This is a genomic window from Nocardia jiangxiensis NBRC 101359 (assembly GCF_000308615.1).
In the GTDB taxonomy this organism is placed as follows: domain Bacteria; phylum Actinomycetota; class Actinomycetes; order Mycobacteriales; family Mycobacteriaceae; genus Nocardia; species Nocardia jiangxiensis.
This window is the reverse complement of sequence record NZ_BAGB01000165.1, coordinates 25,377-46,247: the sequence shown is the minus strand read 5'-3', so window position 1 is coordinate 46,247 and position 20,871 is coordinate 25,377. Positions and strand designations below refer to the sequence as shown.

Below are 20,871 nucleotides of genomic sequence, written 5' to 3'. Positions count from 1 at the left end.
GAGAGTCCTTTACGACACGTCACGGTGGGCATCACGACGACATATATGCCCACAGTCGGTGTGGCCCAGCTGCCATAGCGGTTCCGCTAAGCAGGTTGTCCCAGTGGTAGACCGACCCGAAGTCGGAGCGCCACGCCAAGGCACCCGTCGTGAACTCGTGCAGGCGATGTTCCCGAGTCGTGCCGATGGCACCGTGTACCTGGTGAGCATTCCGCACCACCACCGACGCCGCATGGCCTGTGCAAGAGCGTGCAACAGCGATTCGGAAAGCGATCCGCGGATCGTCCCAGCCTGAACGCACCACTTCGGCCACAGCGGATTCGGTGGTGGCTCGTGCCAATGCGGTCTCTGCGGCGATGTCCGCGACGAGATGTTGAATCGCCTGAAACCGCATGAGCGGGCGTCCGAACTGGACTCGATCTCTCGTATGCTCGACAGCCAACTCCAGTATGCGGTCGAAGGACGCGCATATCTGCACGCTCCTTGCGAGCGCACCCCGCAGAAAGAGCGTATCGATCAGCGTATCCGGAGCCACATCGCCGGAAAGCCGAGCAACGTCGACGGAAACACGATCGCGTGGCTCTCCGGCAATATTCGTTCCAGGAACGATGTGGAGGTCACGGCCATCAACATCGGCAACTCTCGTGCTACTGCCTTGTCGCCAGGCCACGACCACGCGGTCCGACCATGACGCCCACGGAACATCAGTCGCCGTTCCGGTCCCGTCCAGCACACACGCAGTACGGCGAGCGTCGTCCACTTCCAGCCCAACCTGGTCGAGCAACCAGCATGCCAGCAAGTCATGCTCGGCCAGCGGCACACGGACACCGTGGTAGGTAGCCGTCCGCAGAAGTTCGGCAGCCTCCAACCAACTCGCGCCGCTGCCCCCTCGCGCCTCATCCCCAGTAAGTCGGATCAGCCCAAGTTCGTTCAGGCGGTTCCAGAACGCTGCATCACAAACTGTAGGACTGTCATGGCCCTCACGGTAGTCAGCGAACACCGCGGACATCATGTCCGTCAGCGCACTGTCCACAGATATCATCAGCGCATCCCCAATCCTCGAGCGATCACTCCGCGCAGAACCTCGTTCGTGCCGCCGCGGAGGGTGAACCCTGGGCGTTGGAGTACCGATTCCTCGACAAGAGCGCGATACGCCGCGTCCTCGGGCAACTCTGTAAGCAGATCGACGAACTCGGCAATATCGCCCTCCGTTGCCGTACCCAGCACCTTCACGACAGCCGCCGCCGTGTCGGCCGACTCGCCGCGCTCCAAGGCTCCGGCAACGGCGAGCGACATCTGATGAAGTCCGGCGAGCCGCGCCACGTAACGCCCCAGATCAGGATGGCGGGGTACCGCTCCGTGGAACATCTGTTCAGCGGTCTTCGCCAGTAGCGGGAACGTCGACAGAAACCGTTCCGGTCCACTACGTTCATACCCAAGCTCCGACGTGACCTGTCGCCAGCCGTCACCGATACTCCCAAACACCATCGCGTCGGCGACGAATACGTCGTCGAGGATCACCTCGTTGAAATGGTGTCGCCCACTCATCGACACGATCGGCCGAATATCGACGCCCGGAGATTTGAGCTCGACGATGAACTGACTAAGGCCTTCGTGCCGTCGGCAGGGGTCCACGGGGCTGGTGCGCGAAAGGCAGATAAAGGCATCCGCCCGGTGCGCGCCGGACGTCCACACTTTCGTGCCGGTGATCTGCCAACCACCGTCGACCTGAGTTGCCTTCGTCCGTACGCTGGCCAGATCAGATCCGGAGTCGGGCTCGCTCATTCCGATTGCGAAGAAGCATTCACCCCGGGCAATTGCCGGGAGATAGCTACGTTTCTGCGTCTCGCTGCCGTACTTGAGCAGAGACGGGACGATCTGCCGGTCTGCAATCCAATGGGCTGCAACCGGTGCACCGGCGGCAAGTAATTCCTCCGTCACCACGAAGCGCTCGAGGTGGCTACGACCATGTCCGCCATACTCGATTGGCACGGTCATTCCGAGCCAGCCCCGCGCAGCCAGCGCCCTGGTGAACTGCTCATCCCAGCCGGTTACCCACGAGTCGACTCTAGGTGTGATTCGCCCCGCCATACGCTGTTCGAACAGAAAGGTGCGGACCTCTGAACGTAAGGCGTGCAACGGGCCGGCATCGTCCGGGACCGGCGGAACCAGCCTTCGGGAAATCATGGCAGCGTCCTCTCTTCGCGAAGTCCGCACGAAAACGACGGGGCATCCTGAACGCTGATGCCGCTGCGACAGCTCGTGGCAATCACACTGCCGCACCGTTCACGGTGCGGACCCACAGGTCCCAGACGCGATCGATAACGGTATCGACCGTGGCCGCGATCTCACGTGCCTGATCCTTGGGTGTATAGCTGACGGCCCCCAGCGCAAGTGCTTTGAGCAGGACGTTCGCATTCTCGCGTGCGTAGAACGAGCGATAAACCGCCTGCCGCAGCGATGCCCCGACAACCGAGACACCGTGGGCTCGCATGAGCACCAATGGCGCCGTCCCCAGCGATGCCGCGAGTGCATCACCAACAGCCGATGTTTCGACCAAGACGCCGGTCGGTTGACCATCGATCTCGAAACGAGGTGCGCCATCGCCCAGGAAGGCACTCGCGTGCAATACAGGCAGCAGTTCGGTATCCGTCACAGTGAACGGAATCAGGTCCGTGGAATGGCTGTGTACAACTGCATTGACCTCCGGCCGGGCACGGTAGATGCCGGAGTGGATATGCCTTTCGAGATAGGTCCGCTCACCATTGACGGTTTCGCCGGTAGCGACCTCTGCCTCCAACAGATCCGCCGGCGTCACAATGGCCGGCGCCAGACCACGAGCAATCAAAAACCGATCCGGCCTGTCCGGCACGCGAACACTCACGTGCCCCCAGCCATCGGCGATTCCCAGAGCCGCCAGCACGTGGTTGGCCATCACAAGTTCGTTACGGAGCTGGTCGATGTCGGTCACAGGGACTCCTTATAGATATCAACTTCAGGCAAATCCCGATACTCGGGTCGATCACCGACGGGCAGGATTCAACAAGTACCGTCTGTCGAACGGTCACCGGACCAGGCGATTTCTCGAAGAAGCGAAGTCAGACGGCGCCGAGCTGTTGCGGCCCGCGATCCAGTTGCAGGATCTTGACAGCTTCATCCGGAGTCGCTGGGCGACGACCGAAGATCCGCGCGATCTCCACCGCCTGCGCGACCTGCTGGTAGTTGTGGCGAGCGAACGATCCATCGGCGAGATTCAGGCTCGATTCGAACCCCACGCGCACACACTCGAAGTCCACGGCCAGGGCCAACGCCACCGCTTCGAACGCCGTTGAACCACTCCCGACGTGGTTGCGAATCGCATTCGGGAACATCCGCTTGGCCTCGTCCTGAAGATGAAGCCACGTCCGGTGGTCGGGCACGAACGAGGGAATGATCGGCATCAGCAGTGCAATGTAGGGCGATGCCGGGTCGATTCCCTCGGCAGCCAGATACCGGTGCAGTCGGTGCAGCGAGGAGATGTGCGGGATTTCGAACTCGATGACCGAACCGCGACTGTAGACCGTTCGGATCGTTTCACTGAGGAACCGACCGGAGTTGCGGAACGACGCCTCCTGCGGAAAACCACCGTCAGGATCGTAGAAGTCGATCGACACCGTCATCGCACCGTAGTAATCAGGAGTCGGATCGAGATTGAGAAGAGCGAGCCGCTCCGCATCGGGCGGGAACACATGCTCGCCGGTGGTCGGATCGATTCGGTATCCGATTCCGTTCGTGCACTGGATGAGCAGTTTCGTCTTCTGCCGCACCTGGCGGATGATCTCTGCATAAACGGCCGGATCGCCCGTGTTTCTCCCCTCGGAATTACGGCCGTGGAAATGCAGGACGGTGGCACCGGCCTCCTCGCACCGAACAGCCTCCTCCACGATCTCTTCCGTGGTCACCGGAACAATCGCCCCATCGCGGCTCTGCTGGGCACCGCCGTTCACCGCCGCGACAATCACCAAAGGCTTCTCTGCCATGTGCTCTCTCCCTGAGATTCGATTCTGAACAACTCGCCCCTGAAAGCAAGCCGAAGCATGGAGCGCAGACCGACGCCCTGCGGACCGGACAGCCCAGACGGGCCGCCGACTATTGTACTTTGTCTGACATACTATAACGTACGAATATTGGGAGCGTCAAAGCTCCTTCCGTCGACGCGCTCGAGCTAGCCAGCAGGTCTGCCGGTCTATCTGTCTTCGCTCCAATCGAGCGGTAGACAGCCAAGCCGGTCCACGCTCGGCCAGTCCTCCTCACCGCTGCGACCGTGGCCGACTCCGTCGGCCACGGTGCGGTCAACTGCCACGAGGCCAGCAAGTTCTTCGGCGTACCGCATTGCGGAACCAGGATCGAAAGACCTGATCATCTGCATTTTCTCCGCCTCCAACGAGCCCTCCGCATGGCTGTTGAGAGATGTTTGGTAGCCGCCGTAGTCACGCACCGTGAGATCTGCGACCAGATTGGCGATACGCAACCGTCGCTCGCCGGGAACGGCGCCGGCGTAGTACTTTTCGAGCACCGGCCGAATACTGGGGTCAGCCCAGTCCTCTGCCCCTGGACCCGTAACCAACAGCCCACCCGCGAGATCCACCAATGTGGCGGCAGCCTCTGGGTAACCATGAGCGAACGTGTACTTCGCCAAGTTCACCACGAGCGGGTCCGGCCTCCAGACGCCGCGGTCGTCGGGCAAAGCACGGATGTTCGACAGTTCCGCAAGTCCGCGGACGGTCTCGGTCCATGCGACCATCCGGGCCAACTTGTCACGAACATGGCCAGCATGGCTGATGCCATTCGCATCCGCCACCAGGTTCGCTGCTCCGAGCATCAGGTCGAGAAAGGGCAACTTGTAGTTGATGGCCGTATGGCGATGAAAGTCGACAAATGCCAAGGTCAGTGGGCCGGCCATCTCCCACTGTCGCTCCATGAAGACACGTTCGCGTGGGATCCGAACATCATCGAAGACCGTCAACGACTCGAGCATCCGGTGTCTGCTGGAGAGCGGAAATTCAAACTCATTTCGCTGACCGGCCGAGTACGGCGAAACATAGAGGGTCAGTCCCGGGGTGGCAGGCGGGATCGCAAAGGAGACAGCGTAGTCCGCGTCGTCACGCCCCATCGCCCGAGTTGGGAGCACTACGATCTCATCTGCGTTCGGCGAGTACGTCGTTTGTGCCTTGGCGCCGCGTACAGTGATCGAGTCGGCGTCTGACGCAACGATTCGCAGATACAGGTCGGGGTCGGCCTGCTGCGATGGAGTCAGCGAGCGGTTCCCCTTCACATCGGTTTGAGCCACCGCGAGAGCGAGGTCATCGTCCAAGCAGCGCTGGTAGAAGGCACGAATCCGATCGAGTCCCTCCCCCTCGCACGTCCGCAGGAGTGCGAACAAAGCGTCGCTGCCAACCTCCTTGAGCACAATCGCGCCCGCACCCCGACGTGAGATCTCTTGAAGCAACTCGCTTCTGGCAATGAGATCCTCGCGCGACCGAGGAAGATGGTAGAAAGCCGAATAGCCGTCCCGGATAGCGAGAGCGGGACGGTCGGCGGCGATCGAGAAACACAGTGCGCACCGGTCGGTGGCTGACCGGATATCCGGCTCCTGTTCAACATCGATCACCCGGCGGCCGCGGTAGACGATCGTACGGTCGTCGATCAGGCCCTTTCGGTACTGCTCTGCGGTTCGGACACCCATTCGTCGCTCCTTGTCATTCTCCAATAGCGCATCGCCACAGCGGTGCCGATAGCGGTGAGCTCACCGCGACTGAAATATCGTGCAGCCCAGGGCTTCTCAGGACCGAGATTTGTGTGTCCTACTCCCCGATGCTCTTGGGACACCATGGCGGCGGGCCACCGAATCCGCCGCCATGGCGATGCCGATCCGAGCAAGCTCGTCTCGGCGGTGAAGTGGTCCCAACTTGTCAGGAGGCTGGGATCGGCGCTCCGAATCGAGCCTTCAGAGCTGGTCGGTCCACCTTGTTGCTGCCCGTCCGTGGAATTTCCGAGACGATCTCGATCCGACGAGGCCGGTGGAGCCCCTGCAGATCGGCATGGCCGCTGCAGAAGTCGCCGATGTCCGCAACCGTCACATCCGGTCGGCTGGGCACCACGATCGCGGTAACCTGCTGTGTGAATCGTTCGTGCGGCGTTCCGATCACCGCGACCTCAGCGATCAATGGGCACTCCTGCAGGTGTCCTTCGACCATCTGCGGATAGACGTTCTCGCCACCGCTGATGATCATGTCGTCCATGCGCTCGACGTAATACAGGTCGCCACCGACCCCTTGGCGGACCAAGTCGCCGGTCCGGAACCAGCCGTCGATGAACCGGTCCTTCTCGACCTCCGGAAGCCGCCAATAGCCCGCCGCCACCGCGTCACCACGCACTTGGAGCTCGCCCACATCGCCGGGGGCAACCGGCGCGAGGGTCATCGCGTCAATGATCCGCCACTCGACAATCTGCTCCAGCGGCCTCCCCATCGAACCGTCCTGACGTGGCCGGTCAAGCCGCTGGGTAATGGCCAGACCACTCTGTTCTGTCTGACCGTAGGCATTGACCGGTGTAATTCCGACCGCCTCTGTGAATTCATGCAATCGAGCCTCTGGCAAGGCAGACCCGCCGATGCCACAGATTCGGAGCGAGTCCAAGCCACGGTGGTTGACTCCCAAGTGGTTCACGATGTCGATCATCATCGTAGGTACGAGAGTGGCTACCGTCGGTCGCAATTCCTCAGCATCGTCGAGCCATCGAGCCACGTTCCAACGCCGGAGTGTGACGCTACCTCCCGCGACAAACAACGGCAGAGTGGCCCAACACAATCCTCCGACATGAAACAGCGGCGTCGCGACAAGACCATGATCGCCCGGTCCGAGGTTCCACAGGTCGAGAACCGCCTCACATTCTGCCGCAACGTTGCGATGCGTCAATCGAACGCCTTTGGGTACGCCGGTCGATCCGCTCGTATACATCAACATCGCATCATCGGCATCTAGACGGGGGATGGTCTCGCCCAGCCAGTCACCCACGATGACATCGCCGAAGGGCACGCCCACCGCACCGCCGTCGGGACCGACGGTGACTACGTGGTCAGCTGCGACCGAGTCCATGCCCTCGAGCAGGCGCTCCGCATCGGAGCCGAGCGTCACCAACCACGACGATCCCGAATCCTGCACCGCGTGGGCCAGAGCTGACGCCGTGTACATGTAGTTCAGCGGGACCGCAACACCGCCGGCCTTCCACACGCCCAACAATGCCGGCAGATACTCCGGTTCGTTGTGCATGAAGAAGCCCACACGGTCGCCGGGCCGCAATCCGTTACGAACCAAATGCCCGGCAAATGCCGCAGCGATGTCGACCAGGGCGCGATAGTCCAGCTCGGTGTCGCCGCAGCGCAGTGCGAGGGCGTCGCCTCGGCGCCGCGCGACGCGCTCGATCACATTGAGGAAATTCATGGGCACATCACCGCCGGATGAAGCCCGGGAAGCCAGCTTCCGCCTCGTCGTCCAAAGCTGCGAAGTAATTGTTGGCTCCGCCGTGGTAGGCCATCACCACCACCGGTTTGCCCGGGATGTTGCTACCGAGGTGCCATGCATGGACGCCCATCCCCTTCGCGAAAATCGTCCTCGCCAGCAACTCCGGCATGAGATCGGTCCACTTGTCGACAGCATCCACGTCGGCTTCGATGATCGTCTGCTTGTCTTCCAGCAATTGGGTGATCGCCCGGCCGATCCAGCGGACAGACCGGTCGATGACCGCCGGGATATTTGCGAACGGCTGATGCGGGCCGCTCGCGAGGAACAGGTTCGGGAACCCATCGACCATCTCACCGAGGTTGGTCCGCGGCCCGTCTTTCCATTTGTCGTGCAGATGCACGCCGTCACGTCCGACGATGTCCAGAGTCAGATAGGCGCCGGTCACCGCATCGAAGCCCGTCGCAAAGACGATGATATCGGCCTCGTACTCGGCGTCGGCGGTACGCAGCCCTCCCTCGGTGACATCAACCAGCGGGTTGTCCGACACGTCGACAAGGCTGACATTGTCCCGGTTGAACGCCTCGTAGTAGAAGTGCCCCAGCGGGGGACGCTTGGCAAGCAGCGGATACTTAGGGCACAGGATCTCGGCGGTGGCGGGATCCTTGACCGTCTCCCGGATCTTGCTCCGAAGGAAGTCGCACACCAGCTCGTTGGTCGTCTCATCGGTCAGGATGTCGTCGAACGTCTCGAACAAGAACTGGAAGTGACCGATCTCGTACCCATGTTCAAGAATCGCCTGCTGCTCCTGCGCAGAGACATCGGCCGCGACGCGATGAGCCGAACCATAGGGCAGCGCGAAGTTCTGACTGAAGACCTTCTGCCAGATGCCGTCGTAGTCGGCGCGAATTTCGCGCCATGCGGCATCGTCCAGTGGGTGGTTGCGCGCGGGGAGGACCCAGTTCGGTGTGCGCTGGAAGACCGTCACGTGCGCGGCCGTCTCGGCAACGAGCGGAGTGAGCTGCACACCGGTCGCACCGGTGCCGATCACGGCGACACGCTTACCGGTGAAGTCGACGCCTTCGCTCGGGTACCGTGAGGTCTGGTACCACTCACCCCGGAAACTCTCGAGCGACGGGAACGGCGGCCGATACGGCTTCGAAAGGTGCCCCAGACCGGTAACGATAAACCTCGACCGAATTTGCGCGCCGCCTTCGATGCTGACAACCCAGGTTTCGGAGCCCTCATCGAATACCGCAGACTCGATATGAGTGTTGAGCATCATATCTTTGCGCATGTCGAATTTGTCGACCACAAGACGCAAGTACCGTTCCACTTCAGGCTGGCTCGGATAGCGCTCGCTCCAGTTCCACTCGTTCATCAGGTCTTTGGAGAAGCAGTATGCGTAGACCCACGCCTCGCTGTCGGTCCGGGCGCCGGGGTACCGATTCCAGAACCAGGTACCGCCGATGTCGGAAGCCGCTTCGATCACTAGAGCGGTCAGGCCGCGTTCACGAAGTTCGTAGAGGGTGCGGATGCCGGCGAAACCGGCCCCCACGATAATGGCATCAAAATCGACTGCGGTATCGCTGGTGGCGGCAGTCCTCACATCGCTGTGATCAGACATCTCTTCTTACCTTTCAATACTTGGACGTACCGGTGTCAAACCGGCGTCAGTTGAGCTGGAGCAGGGGTCGCAACCAGGCTCCGATCGCAGCGATCGTCGCGTCGGCCTCGGGAGCCCGGCCCGCCATATATACGTGCACGTGCTGCATTCCTTCGTTGATATCGAGAGTCGTGCTTACCCCGGCCTTTTCGGCCAATGCAGCGAAGCGAACAGCGTCGTCCTGGAGCATCTCGTCGGTGCCACAGGACAGGTAGATCGGAGGCAATCCCGTGAGGTTCGCGTACAGCGGGTTCGCCAGGGGATCCTTCACAGACCCCTTCTCCCCCAAGTACATTGCCGTCTTGTCCAACGGCATCCTCGAAAGGATCGCGTCCTTCTCCCGATTCGACTCAATGGTCGAACCGGTGAGTTCCAGGTCGTACGCCGGTGAGATCGCGACAATCGCCGCAGGGAGACGTAGGCCCTTGTTCCGCATCGCGAGGACCGCGGCGGTCGACAGGTTTCCGCCGGCGGAATCACCAACCGAGGCAATGTGATTGGCCGCGAAGCCCTGGTCCAGAAGCCAGCGGTAGGCTCCGACCGCATCCTCGATCTGTGCCGGAAAAGGAAATTCGGGGGCGCGCCGGTAGTCCAGCACAAGAGCGCGGGCACCTGCCGCCTTCGCCAAGTGAGCAGCCACCTTGCGGTGGCTATCCGCGGAATTCGTCACGAATCCACCACCATGCGAATACAACAGGACGCGCTCACTATCCGAGTCCAGTGGGTTGCACCATAGAGCACGGCACGGGCCGGCTTTCACTTCCTCATAGGTCACCCGAGTGGGTTCCACGGCCATGACATGCAATTCCTCGAACATCGCGCGTCGTTGCGCGAGCGACATGTCGGGGTTGTCTGCCATCCGGTCTGCCATTTCCGAGTATTTAGCCCGCAGCACATCGGATTCTGGGCTGGGCATCATCAGCCTCCTTCTTCAGGTCATCGATCGCCGGACCAGGACGGTCGCGTTGTCGCGCCCGATGTCCGGTGCGGGCGTGGGGTCTGGTGGCTGGTACCCGAGCAACCGCATCGGAAAGCCCTTGCGCGGCAGCCCGTCGTTCAGGAACACCCGACGCTCCCGGTATCGCGGATCGCGCTCACGGTCCGCGGCGGTGTTAACCGGCGCGCACGGCACGCCTGCTTCGACCAGTTGCCGAACACATTCCTCGCGGGAACGCTCGATAGACCACTCCGCAATCACGCGGTCAATGTCCTCGTAGTGGGTCTGCCACCAGGTCTCTGACATTTCTGCCCAACCACGCGCACCGAGAACGGCGGCGAGCGCCGTTCGGTCGGCGTCGCGGTGGCATGCAATGGCAACCCAGTCCTCCGAACCTGCGCACCGGTAAACATCGTGCGGGGTGCTTCCGGCGCGGCGGTTCGCCCCGGGTTCAGGCACCCTGCCCGTCTCCGCGTATTCGGCGATCCGGTCAGCCATAGTCCAGCTGACGACCTCACGCTGGGACAGATCGAGCTGCTCCCCCTTCAGGCCGAAATTCAGAGAATGAACTGCCAGGCCGGCAGCGAGCAACGACACCAGCTGATCGGGATAGTTCACATCCGCCGACGACCAGATCGGTGCGCCACCGGAGTAGCCGGTAACCGAGGCCAACCCGGATAACAGATCCAAAGTCGATCCGTACGACCTCGAGCGAGCCTCGGGCCCCGATTGGCCCTGACTCGAGAGCGAGACAGAGATCAATTCGGGATTGATCTTCAGTAGGCTCGCGTGGTCGATCCCAAGCCGCTCTGTGACGCCAACTGTAAAGTTCTCGACCAGCACGTCCGCCTGTGCTGCCAGGCTCGCCATCTCCACACGGCCTTGCTCGGACTTCAGGTCGAGCGATACCGCCAGCTTGCCCGCGTTATTCGATTCGAAAAGCGGTGATACCTGGGGCCCCTGCGCGCCAGGCGTCGTTGGCCCGCTCGCCGACCACACCCGGAACATATCGGGGCGATCCGGCGCCTCCACCTTGATGACGGTCGCGCCGTAGTCAGCCAGGAATCGGCTTGTGGCGGCACCGGCGGTGATCGTGCCAAGGTCCAGCACGACCACGCCCGCAAGAGGTGCGATATCGAGATCCGGCAGCTCGCTGTACGCGCGACGAGGGACCGGCGGCGAACTGTTGTCACCGCCCAGTTCCGGCGGTTCGCCACCACACCAACTCTGCCCCGCTGCCACCACCAGCGGCCCGACCATCGGTTCACCGTTGTCCTCACGGTCAGTGATGAATCCGCGAGCGCGGAATTGGGGGTCCATGGATAAATCGGCCATGTCCGCGCTGTATCCGAATGGCAAGCCGAGGCGCTGAGCTCGCCGATAGATCTCCCGTTTGGGAAGTTCAGCAGCCCAACCAGTAATAACCGGCCACCACCGTTGCGGGTTCGACGCCCGGGTGTCCTTGTCCTCGAGCTCCGGGTCCGACAACGCCGGGTCACCAATCAGCGCGACGACCGAGTCCCACTGCTCAGGCTGGAAGACCACCCCGATCCAACCGTCGGCCGCCGGCACGATACGCCACGGTCCTATGCTCGCGCCGCTCCGTTTAGGCAGTTGACCACCGACGGCGTAGCTGACCTCGCTCTTCCAATCGAGATACGCCGCAACATCGCATAGTGCGACATCGACAACATCACCACCTGATCGCCGGATCGCAAGCATGGCACCGAAGAATCCGACGAACGCGGACGCGTGTGCCGCCTGTTCTCCACCCAAGCTCAGGGGAGCCTGGCTCGGTTCGCCGATCATCCAGGCGAGGCCACCGTAGCTTTCCGCGAGGAGGCTGTCCCCGAACTGGTTCGAACGGCTGTCGTCGAGCCCGTAAAGGGTGAACCAAACTACCGTCAGGTGAGGCCAGGTTGCGCGCAGCTGCGTGGCCGACAAACCAGCCGCCTCTGCCGCCCTCGGCCCAAGGTCGATAATCAGAACGTCGGCACCGGACAGCTGCCCAGCCAGATCTGAACGACCGGCGGAAGTCTCCAGCTCGACAACTCGGCTACGCTTGGCCGAATTCAAGGTGGCGAACGTGAATCCGATGCCAGCTCGATTCAACGGCGCTTGATTCCTCATCGGGTCACCGGTCGGCGGCTCGAATTTGAGCACATCATGACCGAGACCGGCGAACAATCGTCCACAAGCTTGGCCAGCAACCCCTGCCGCGAGCTCGACTACCCGCAGTGGCCGAGCCGGCACCGAAGGATCCCGATCCCCTCCGCCGGTGCTCACTGCGGCACCTCGCCCGGCCCACCACGCACCGCACGGTTGTGCACCACGTGCCCATCGTCGAGGACATCGGATCGAACGGCGATCTGTGCCCTGACGCTCTCACCGTAACGAAGCGCGGCCGACCACTCGGAAATATGCATCGGAATCTGCTGCAGCGCTCGCTTCGACCAAGTAAGCGTCACATTGTCGTATCCTGCGATCTTGTGAGCCAGATCGAGCGCGGCCTGGCTCAGTTTTTCGGCTGGCACCGCCTGGTTCACAAGCCCCCACTCCGCGGCCGTACGACCGCTGATCCGGTCGGCCGTCAGGACCATCCAAGCGGCACGTTTGGGACCCAGCCGCAACTGCGTCGACGGGCCGGCCAGGCTCGGATACAGGCCGAACCCCACCTCGGGCATGCCGATCGGCGCATCCTCGGTGGCGATGGCCAGGTCGCTCGAATTGATCAAGGTGACACCGCCGCCGAGTGCAAAACCGTTGACCGCAGCGATCACGATCGCCGGATGATCGCGGATTCGCTCTTGTACTGTCAGCCAGCTCGTACGGCTGCCCGGCACCTGGGAGTCCGCGTCCGGCCCGTCCTGGGCAGCTTCTTTGAGATCGGCGCCCGCGCAGAATGCCGGACCTGCGCCCGTGAGAACGACGACCTTCGCCATCTTCATCGCACAGTCGTCCAGCACATTCAACAACGCGGCGCGCGCCGCGCGGTTCATCGCATTCCGCTTCTCAGGCCGGTTCAGCGTCACCCACATGACGCCGTCCCCCAGATCGCTGCATTGCACCAACTCTTGGTTCGGCGCGCTCATCGCTGCTCCTGAAGTTCATCGACGGCGAACTTGAGCACCGATCGCCCAGCCGCGTCGGGCTCAAAGACCGCTCGCACCGGTTGGTCCAACCAAGAATCCGGAGGACCATCGACGAGGTGCGTGATCAGGAATGGCCCCTCCGACAGCTGAACGAACGCCACAACATATGGGATCTCATCCGCGTAGGCCGCCAAATAGCGCTGGTGAATTCTGATCCACGACCAGAGCCGGCCCGTCCCGCTGGTCTTCTTCCACGTAAAGGAATCGTGCAGGCATCTGGGGCAAACTGGCGCATCCGGGAAGCGGAAAGTACCGCATGCGTCACAGACTTGCAGCCGCAACTCACCCTGTGCACAGCCTTGCCAGAAGGGTCCATTCGTGGCTGTGATCTCCGGCAACAATGCCGAGTACGCTTCGGAAAGCATTTCTGAACCTCACTTCTCCACGGTCAGCACATGCGATGTGACAATGGGCGACGCGCACATGTACTGGACCGTTTCGCAGTTGGCCACCTGACGCTCGCCGGCCTCGCCACGTGCCTGCCGGACGGCTTCGACATGCAGCGCGAAGCCCTGCATGTAGCTCTCGCTGGTATGGCCGCCCGAAGTATTCAACGGCCGCGGCCCGTCCCGGTGGATTCGCCCGTCCTGCACCCATTCCCAAGAACCGCCCTTAGGCGCATGCCCAAAGCCCTCGAGTGTAAAGAGAATGGTGGGAGTGAAGTTGTCATACACCTGCAGACAGTCGACGTGATCGGGTTTGAGGCCAGTTTCCTTGTACAGCCGACTAGCGACCTCGCTGCAAGCCGAATAGAAGAAGTCTTCACTGGTGTAGAAGTTGGTCAAGTTGCTCATTCCTGCCGTCCCGATAACGCGGACAGGAGGCTTCCGCATCGAGCGAGCCCGCTCGAGCGAGGTGACAATAAATGCGACTCCACCGTCATTGATCAGGCAGTAGTCGAGCTTGCGCAAGGGCTCGGAGACGAAACGGGATGCCATGTAGTCGTCCCGGTCGATCTCCTGCTGGAACACCGCCGCGGGGTTGAGTGCTGCGTTGCGACGATTGTTGATCGCCAAAGCAGCCAGCGCGTCCTCAGAAGCGCCGTAGAGTTGCCTATATCGTTGGTACATCATCGCGACATAAGCACCCGGCGAAGTCATTCCGTACATTGTGTCGTAGCTGGCCGTCGGCCCGGCTTCCTCGCCACCGTAGGTCAATCGAGCGGACCGACCATTGGTTGCGTACACGCAGGCCACGACGTCGGCAAGACCAGCCCGCACCAAGGCACATGCCTCCTGCAAGACAACGCCGCTCATTCGACCGGAGCCTTCGAGGTCGTGCACGAAACGAACATTGTGCATACCGAGCACATCAGCCATTCGGCCGTACTTGACATTCGTACAAAGGAGACCATCTACCTCGCTCTTTTCGATCCCGGCATCGTCCAATGCCTCTCGAAAAGCACCGGCTGCCAGGCCGTATAGATCCCGGGAAGTATCCTTGTTTGAATACAGCTCTCGGAAGTTGGATTGACCAACGCCAACGACAGCAACATCATTTATGAATCTCGACATTTCGCCTCTCAACAATGTCAGTTGATCGAGCGCAACCCACCCCAGCTCGCCACTCAGCAGCAGCGCGCATTACGTAGTAGAATATATGAAAGTTTTGCGGAAAGAGAATACAGAAATACTATTTCTGTTCGAGCACCTTTACCGCTTCCAGCGCAGCCTCCGCAGCAGAATGCACATGAACTCGCGCGGCCTCCGCAGCCCTTTCGGGTGATCGATCCTCAATCGCCGCAGCCAAATCCAAATACTCCTGGACAGCTAGTTCCAACCGCCCAGGAACGGATAGAGACAGAGTTCGCAGTGCATTTATTCGGGCGTGAAGTGCACCCAGCGTATCTTTCAGCAAGGAGTTGCGAGCTCCTTCGAGTAGCAACTCGTCGAACTTGTCGATCGCCTTCAGCCGCTCCTCGCCGGACACCCTCGGCTGGGCCAACTCGACCAGCGCCGCTACCTCAGCATCCGTCGCCCTACGAGTAAACAGCGCTGCCGCAGCCGGTTCCAGCGCCTCCCTCATCTCGTAGATCTCCCGAACTTCAGCGCTGCCGAGAACGGCCACCTGCACTCCTCGGCTTGGCGAGGTCTCCACCAAGCCGAGGGTCTGCAGAAGCCGCACTGCTTCACGTATAGAAGTACGGCTGACGCCGGTCAGTTCCATGAGCTCACGCTCAGTGAGACGCCGCCCAGGAGGAAGCAATCCCTCCGCAATCGCCTGGCGCACACGCCGAACAACCCGCTCAGGGATCGACTCGGACGGTCGGTCGATCAGCAAGTCAAGTTTTTCAGTCTCCACACGCTCCCCTTACTTTGTCTGACAAAGTACATACTACGACAGTCGAGTTGGGGCGGTCAACCAACCAGCGGCCCTGAGACCCGTGTCGGAAGAGACTGTCTTCGCAGGTACACCCCGCAAATCACGCACTGCGAGTGCCCTAGGGCGGTCCACGCGAGGGCCATACATACGGCGGACGTAGCAGGCAACGACTACCGACGTCTGGTCCTCTGCTGGTTCCGTGATCGATGCCCACGTCAAAGCTCGCCAGCACCCGGCCGGTTGCAGTCTCCACCGAGTTGAAACGGCGCAGCCAGAACCGAAATGAGATGCCTTCGATTAACGGCCAGCAGTACGCAGGCCGCAGTCGCATAAACAACCGCGAGGGCCAGCCGACCCGCCGGCCCCGTGACTGGAAATTGGACAGCGAACAGTAGCAGCAGAGTCCATGCTGCCCAACGGTGGAACCTGAGCCCGAGGATCAACGCAACACCCATCAAGGTCTGAGCGGCGGTCAGTAGCAGCTCCTCCGTCTGGCGCGCGTCCAGCACTAGGCTCGTTCCGCCACCGCCGACGAGATGTGCGATCGGCAAAGACCCGACCAGTAGCGTCCATTGGTTGACTTTGGACGAGATGAGTGTGGCGACCGCAGCGGTTCCCTTACCTCGGAGAGCGAACAGAACAGCAATGACGAACTCCGGCGCCTCTGAAGCCAGCGGTGCTAGCCATTGCACGAGGAGAAATCGGTCGATACCGAGTTCGGTGCCCGTGTTTATAAGGCTATTCGCGAACGGTTCCGCACACACCAGAATGACTATCGCCGCGATCGCAAACAGCGCGATAACCATCATACGACGCCGGGTGGCTGATAAAGCCCCGAGAGTGGCAGCGGCTCCGATCAGATCCGGCTCTTCAGCCGGGCCTCGGGCGAGTTTGTACAGGTAGAAGCCGAACCAGGCCAGCAACGCCAGACCGAGAAGAAGATGAATCCGTCCAGTTGCCGGCGCCAGGAATGCAAAGCCGCCAGCCACGCATAAGAACCCCAACTCAACGCGGTTGTCCTGCTCCAGCCTGAGGGTGGTCGACCGCCGCCCGTTCAGCTTGTTGGTGACGGCGATGCCGACCAGCACCACGATCGGCCAGCCCAGTCCCATCAGCAGCCGGTTAGAACCAGTCATATTGGCCGCGGCGTACTTCGTGTACTCGGGGAGGTGCCCAGAAGTCCATGCGTAATACACATCGACCGCGTATTCAGGCAGCACGGCGACCAATGCGAGGATGGCGATTGCCAGACCACCAGAGATGTCGACCTGGGCGGCTTCAGTCGCCCAAGCGAGAAGGAAGCTGGCCGCAACTACCGCACCGCCAAAGACCAGCAGGGTCGAAGTTGCGCCGGGACTTGCCCCGATGCCTCGCATAATCAGCGCGGGCAGGATGAAGACCGCGGTAACGATCAGCGGGCGAACAGGCAATCGTGGTGCAGCAGGGGCTCGTCCACGAGTTGGGGTGAATATCATGAGGAGTCAAATTTCGTAAGTAGCCAGCCAATGGACCGGAGGTCGAGTCATAGCTTGCAGGCATAAGCCATCAGGAAACGCATCGGCCTCATTTCCATCGAACAGATCGCTTGCTCCCCCGACCCGACGATCGGGCGGCTGGACTCGAATCTCGATGTCCGCAGTCGGCGAAGTCGATGGTTATCGCATGCTCACGCCCGTCAACGCGAAGAACTCAGCTCGGGAGCTGGCGCTTTCGCGAGGTACACCGTGCAGTGCTGAAGTAACGGTCTGCGAACCGACGGCGTGAACGCCGCGTAGCGTCATACAGGTGTGTTCTGCCTCGATGACAACACCGACGCCCTTCGGGTTGAGCGTGTCGACGAGCCAGTCCGCTATTTGTTTGGTCATTCGCTCCTGAACCTGCAGTCGACAAGCATAATGCTCTACGACCCGCGCTAACTTGGAGATTCCTACGATCCGGTTGCCCGGGAAGTAGCCGACGTGGGCGCGACCGTAGAACGGCAGCATGTGGTGCTCGCACAGTGACCGGAAGGGAATCCCTTTGGCCAGTACGAGTTCGTCGTACCCCTGGTCGTTCGGAAATGTCGTGACTCGAAAGGGGCGCGGTGAGAGAAGTTCCTTCAACGCCTCCGCCACACGGCGTGGTGTCTCCTGGAGATCCTCATTCCCAGGATCCGCCCCGATTGCGGCGAGCAGCTGGTGTACCGCATCCTGGGCAGCATGTACATCGATGGTAGGCCGATCGGAAATGATCGCCGCTCGGTTTGGAACAGTCATATTCATCAAGACCTGCTCCTCACTGTGTCGTAGTTCTGTAATCTGGCGCGCCGCCTTGCTGGTCCCTGTCTCCGGCCGCGCCGTGTTCGATAAACTTGATGAGACCAATGCACTCGCGGGTATATGCCAACATCGACATGGCCATTCCGCGGGTCCACGTAACGCTCGGGAAGAGCGCGTCAGCCGCTAAATCTCCCGCGCACGTACACCGACATGGCACCGAACCGTCATGGTCTTCTCACCGTCGCTGAGTAAGAGGCTCGCGAGATGCTCGACCGCGTCTGCAGCCAGTCCGATCTCGAGCAAGGGACCGTGCCGGCCGTGCTCCGGTCCTGTTGGCCCAAGCGTCACTTGTAGCGATAATCCCCCGGCTGAATCTTGCTGCAGTACGATCGAACCATCGATTAGGCCTGCAATATGGTCTCTCTCGGGCATCGGTGTGGATTGAGTCAGCATTTCTGGAACCTCCGTCCATAGGTAGTTGTTGGCTTCACCTGAAGGCTCCGTCTCCTGTGCGTCGACGACGATTGGTCGCCAGGGTGAACCGAATTTACGTCGCCTGTTACTCAGACTGCTGATGCGACGCAGACCTCAACGAATTTCGATTCGTCACTCGCCTACCCTGTAGGGCAAATATTGAATCGATCTCAGTCTTGGTGGCGAAATCAAGGCGAATGCCCTGGTTTCATAGTCGCTATCTCGCCGATTAGGTCTCCGCCCATTCAGCAGTACCATCTCCGAGCTCATCACCGGCGATATCCGTCCCAGCAGCCGGCTCGGCTGCGTGCGGCCGCCAGAAGAGCAGTATCTGGACCAGACCACCGACTACCCCGAAAACCAAAGTCAGGATCAGAGATGTCCAGGTAGCGCCGAAGATACCCAGCCCGTGGTCGAGAGTCAGCCGACCCCCGCCAAGACCGCCCAAGCAAGCCAGGACGAATCCAAGGACGAGCACATATTCGTACCCCTCGCCTGGACGGAAGATGAAGAATCCATTTCTTCGGTGATTCGTCACGAACGCAACCACCATCGTGCCGAGAAGCGCCGCCGCCGCGAAAGGAGTCAACAGTCCGAGCACCAGCAGGAAGCCACCGACGAGCTCGACTACAGTGGCCGCCCAGGCATGCAGACGCCCCGGACGCATACCCAAGCTCTCGAACCACCCGGCAGTGCCGGCGATGCGCCCGCCACCGAAAGCGTGGTTCCACCCATGGAGCATGAACACCACTCCGATCGCAGCTCGCAAGATCCCGGTTGCGACGTCCGTTGTATCAATCGCACTCAATACTCTTCCTCCCCGGGCCAAACGCCGGACCTATTCGATAAATCATGGCTTCTGCCAGTCCCGACCGGCACCTGTTATTGTCCGTCGGCCGGGACTACTACGCAGTGGATCAAAGAGCGGGCAACTCGAGGTTGTAAACCTTTGCCGCGTTACCCCCGAGCAACTTTTTGCGTGTCTCGAACGGAACATCATTGTCAGCGAACGTCTTCGCGATGCCGTTCAGCGGCTGCGGGTACAAACAGGTCGGGTGAGGGAAGTCTGTCTCGAACATGCAGTTGTCGATGCCTACACGCTCGACGTCGGTCATCAGATCCGACCCCTCTTCGAACCAGAAGCAGGCGTAGACCTGCCGGCGGAAGTAGTCCGACGGCTTCATCGACAGGTTGTCGATGTTGTTCTCGGTCGCCTGGTAGTCGAGGGCGTTCAGGATGAATGGGAGCCAGCCGACACCGCTCTCGACCGAGACCATCTTCAACTTCGGGTTCCGGTCCAACAGACCGGAGTAGATGAAGTTGGTAATGAGTCGGGCATTCGTCAGATACATGAGCGACGAGCCGACCGCGATCTTTTGATCGTTGCTCATCGACGGCCACGGCCCGCTTCCGGCATAGCTCATCTGTGAGACGCTTGAACCGATGTGGAAGTTCACCGGTAGGTCGAGCTGGGAAACGACGTCCCACATGGGCTGGTAATAGGGATCGGACAGCTCGGGCAGACCCTGATTCTGCGGGTCCGCGTTGATGTTCACGCCCTTGATACCGAGGTTGTAGATGCGCTCGACCTCTTTTATCGCAAGGTCAACATCCCACCAGGGAATGATGCCCATGCCGAGCAAACGGCCATTCGACTGCTGCTGCATTTCAACCATGACGTCGTTCCAGATCGTCAGGCACAGCAGGCGGAGATGCGGGTCCTGGATCTTCGCGAAGCCTTGGCCGCCGAAGCCGACTGCGTTCGGATAGACCGTTTGGGCCCAGATCCCCACGTCGTCCATCATCTCGAGCCGGGGATCCACATGGGTCGCGCCGGGCGAGACATCAGTCAGAGGCCATTTGATGAACTCGGAACCCTTGATCTTCTGATTCGACTTGTTGATGACGCTGCCACCACCCGCGAATCCGAGCATGATGTCGTCCTCGACTACCCAAACCGGAGACCGCTCCTCGGTGTCACGGGTCCAGCCCATCGTGGTGTAGAAGTCGGCTTCGTCCAGGTACTGGACCCGCGGAACCAGATTCTGGTACTTCTCCGGCGCTCGGGAAGTCCACAAGTCACCAGGCTCGGTGAGGTGCGTGTCGGTATCAACGACCGGAATTCCCTTTATCGAAGCCAGCAACGGGTGGTCGCGGTCCAGCGGCTGGTCAGGATTCGGCGCTTCCACTGACTGGGTCATTCGCGCACTCCTTATCACTTGAATACCTGTGTGTATCCGGTGGATACGTTGTCGCATCCCTACACCCAGACTTGCCTTCCCATAACCCAAAAAACTAGCCATGACTAGGCATACTTGCTATGTATACGCCTCAAGGCCCTACCGGGCAAGCACCCGGCCGCCACTCACCGCAATCATCCCGGCAACAGGCCCAGCAAGTCGCGATCTTGACCTGTAGATATGTCCTACTGGACTTGACATATCTACCGACAGTCTGCACGATGTCCGGTGGGAGATGCTGGCCAGAGCCTCCGTCGGCTACTCGGGGCGCAACGCGAAGACCTCGAAAGCCTCGCTCCACCGACACACAACGGCGAGCACCT

17 protein-coding genes are annotated in these 20,871 nt (G+C 61.0%); all 17 read right to left on the bottom strand.

Features of this window, described 5'->3' with window-relative positions; genetic code table 11:
• Positions 1-31: 31 nt before the first annotated feature.
• Positions 32-1,042, bottom strand: a complete 1,011-nt coding sequence (locus ON40_RS39970; protein WP_040830739.1) for an acyl-CoA dehydrogenase family protein — start codon at positions 1,040-1,042, stop codon at positions 32-34.
• Positions 1,042-2,187, bottom strand: coding sequence for an acyl-CoA dehydrogenase family protein (locus ON40_RS39965; RefSeq protein ID WP_040830738.1), 1,146 nt, complete (start codon positions 2,185-2,187; stop codon positions 1,042-1,044). The genes ON40_RS39970 and ON40_RS39965 overlap by 1 nt, the downstream gene beginning before the upstream one ends.
• Positions 2,188-2,269: 82 nt before the next feature.
• Entirely contained in the window at positions 2,270-2,971 is a 702-nt protein-coding gene (locus tag ON40_RS39960) for a class II aldolase/adducin family protein (protein WP_040830737.1), read from the bottom strand.
• 127 nt (positions 2,972-3,098) lie between these two features.
• Complete coding sequence (locus ON40_RS39955; protein ID WP_083896304.1) at positions 3,099-4,019, bottom strand: beta-keto acid cleavage family enzyme; 921 nt, start codon at positions 4,017-4,019, stop codon at positions 3,099-3,101.
• 206 nt (positions 4,020-4,225) lie between these two features.
• Positions 4,226-5,725, bottom strand: a complete 1,500-nt coding sequence (locus ON40_RS39950) for a 4-hydroxyphenylacetate 3-hydroxylase N-terminal domain-containing protein (RefSeq protein ID WP_063713196.1) — start codon at positions 5,723-5,725, stop codon at positions 4,226-4,228.
• 226 nt (positions 5,726-5,951) lie between these two features.
• Entirely contained in the window at positions 5,952-7,481 is a 1,530-nt protein-coding gene (locus ON40_RS39945) for a class I adenylate-forming enzyme family protein (protein ID WP_040830733.1), read from the bottom strand.
• 7 nt (positions 7,482-7,488) lie between these two features.
• Entirely contained in the window at positions 7,489-9,126 is a 1,638-nt protein-coding gene (locus ON40_RS39940; RefSeq protein WP_063713195.1) for a flavin-containing monooxygenase, read from the bottom strand.
• A gap of 46 nt (positions 9,127-9,172) precedes the next feature.
• Positions 9,173-10,084, bottom strand: coding sequence for an alpha/beta hydrolase (locus ON40_RS39935; RefSeq protein ID WP_040830731.1), 912 nt, complete (start codon positions 10,082-10,084; stop codon positions 9,173-9,175).
• 12 nt (positions 10,085-10,096) lie between these two features.
• Entirely contained in the window at positions 10,097-12,388 is a 2,292-nt protein-coding gene (locus ON40_RS39930) for a CaiB/BaiF CoA-transferase family protein (protein WP_083896303.1), read from the bottom strand.
• Positions 12,385-13,194, bottom strand: a complete 810-nt coding sequence (locus tag ON40_RS39925; RefSeq protein WP_051194325.1) for an enoyl-CoA hydratase/isomerase family protein — start codon at positions 13,192-13,194, stop codon at positions 12,385-12,387. Before ON40_RS39925 ends, ON40_RS39930 begins: the two co-directional genes overlap by 4 nt.
• Positions 13,191-13,619 carry a Zn-ribbon domain-containing OB-fold protein gene (locus tag ON40_RS39920; RefSeq protein WP_040830728.1) on the bottom strand — a complete coding sequence of 143 codons (429 nt, stop codon included), beginning with the start codon at positions 13,617-13,619 and terminating at the stop codon, positions 13,191-13,193. Before ON40_RS39920 ends, ON40_RS39925 begins: the two co-directional genes overlap by 4 nt.
• A 9-nt stretch (positions 13,620-13,628) precedes the next feature.
• The gene (locus tag ON40_RS39915; protein ID WP_040830726.1) at positions 13,629-14,768 is read right to left on the bottom strand and encodes a thiolase family protein; all 1,140 of its coding nucleotides are present in this window, start codon (positions 14,766-14,768) and stop codon (positions 13,629-13,631) included.
• Positions 14,769-14,886: 118 nt separating this feature from the next.
• Complete coding sequence (locus ON40_RS39910) at positions 14,887-15,555, bottom strand: GntR family transcriptional regulator (RefSeq protein ID WP_083896302.1); 669 nt, start codon at positions 15,553-15,555, stop codon at positions 14,887-14,889.
• Positions 15,556-15,791: 236 nt separating this feature from the next.
• Positions 15,792-17,051 (bottom strand): sodium/calcium exchanger protein, encoded by a 1,260-nt coding sequence (locus tag ON40_RS39905; protein WP_051194322.1) that lies wholly within the window; start codon positions 17,049-17,051, stop codon positions 15,792-15,794.
• A gap of 180 nt (positions 17,052-17,231) precedes the next feature.
• Positions 17,232-17,831, bottom strand: a complete 600-nt coding sequence (gene folE / locus ON40_RS39900; protein ID WP_040830808.1) for a GTP cyclohydrolase I FolE — start codon at positions 17,829-17,831, stop codon at positions 17,232-17,234.
• Positions 17,832-18,537: 706 nt separating this feature from the next.
• Entirely contained in the window at positions 18,538-19,116 is a 579-nt protein-coding gene (locus ON40_RS39895; protein ID WP_245568199.1) for a DoxX family protein, read from the bottom strand.
• Between the two features lie 109 nt (positions 19,117-19,225).
• The gene (locus ON40_RS39890) at positions 19,226-20,509 is read right to left on the bottom strand and encodes an amidohydrolase family protein (RefSeq protein ID WP_157186745.1); all 1,284 of its coding nucleotides are present in this window, start codon (positions 20,507-20,509) and stop codon (positions 19,226-19,228) included.
• Positions 20,510-20,871: the final 362 nt, after the last annotated feature.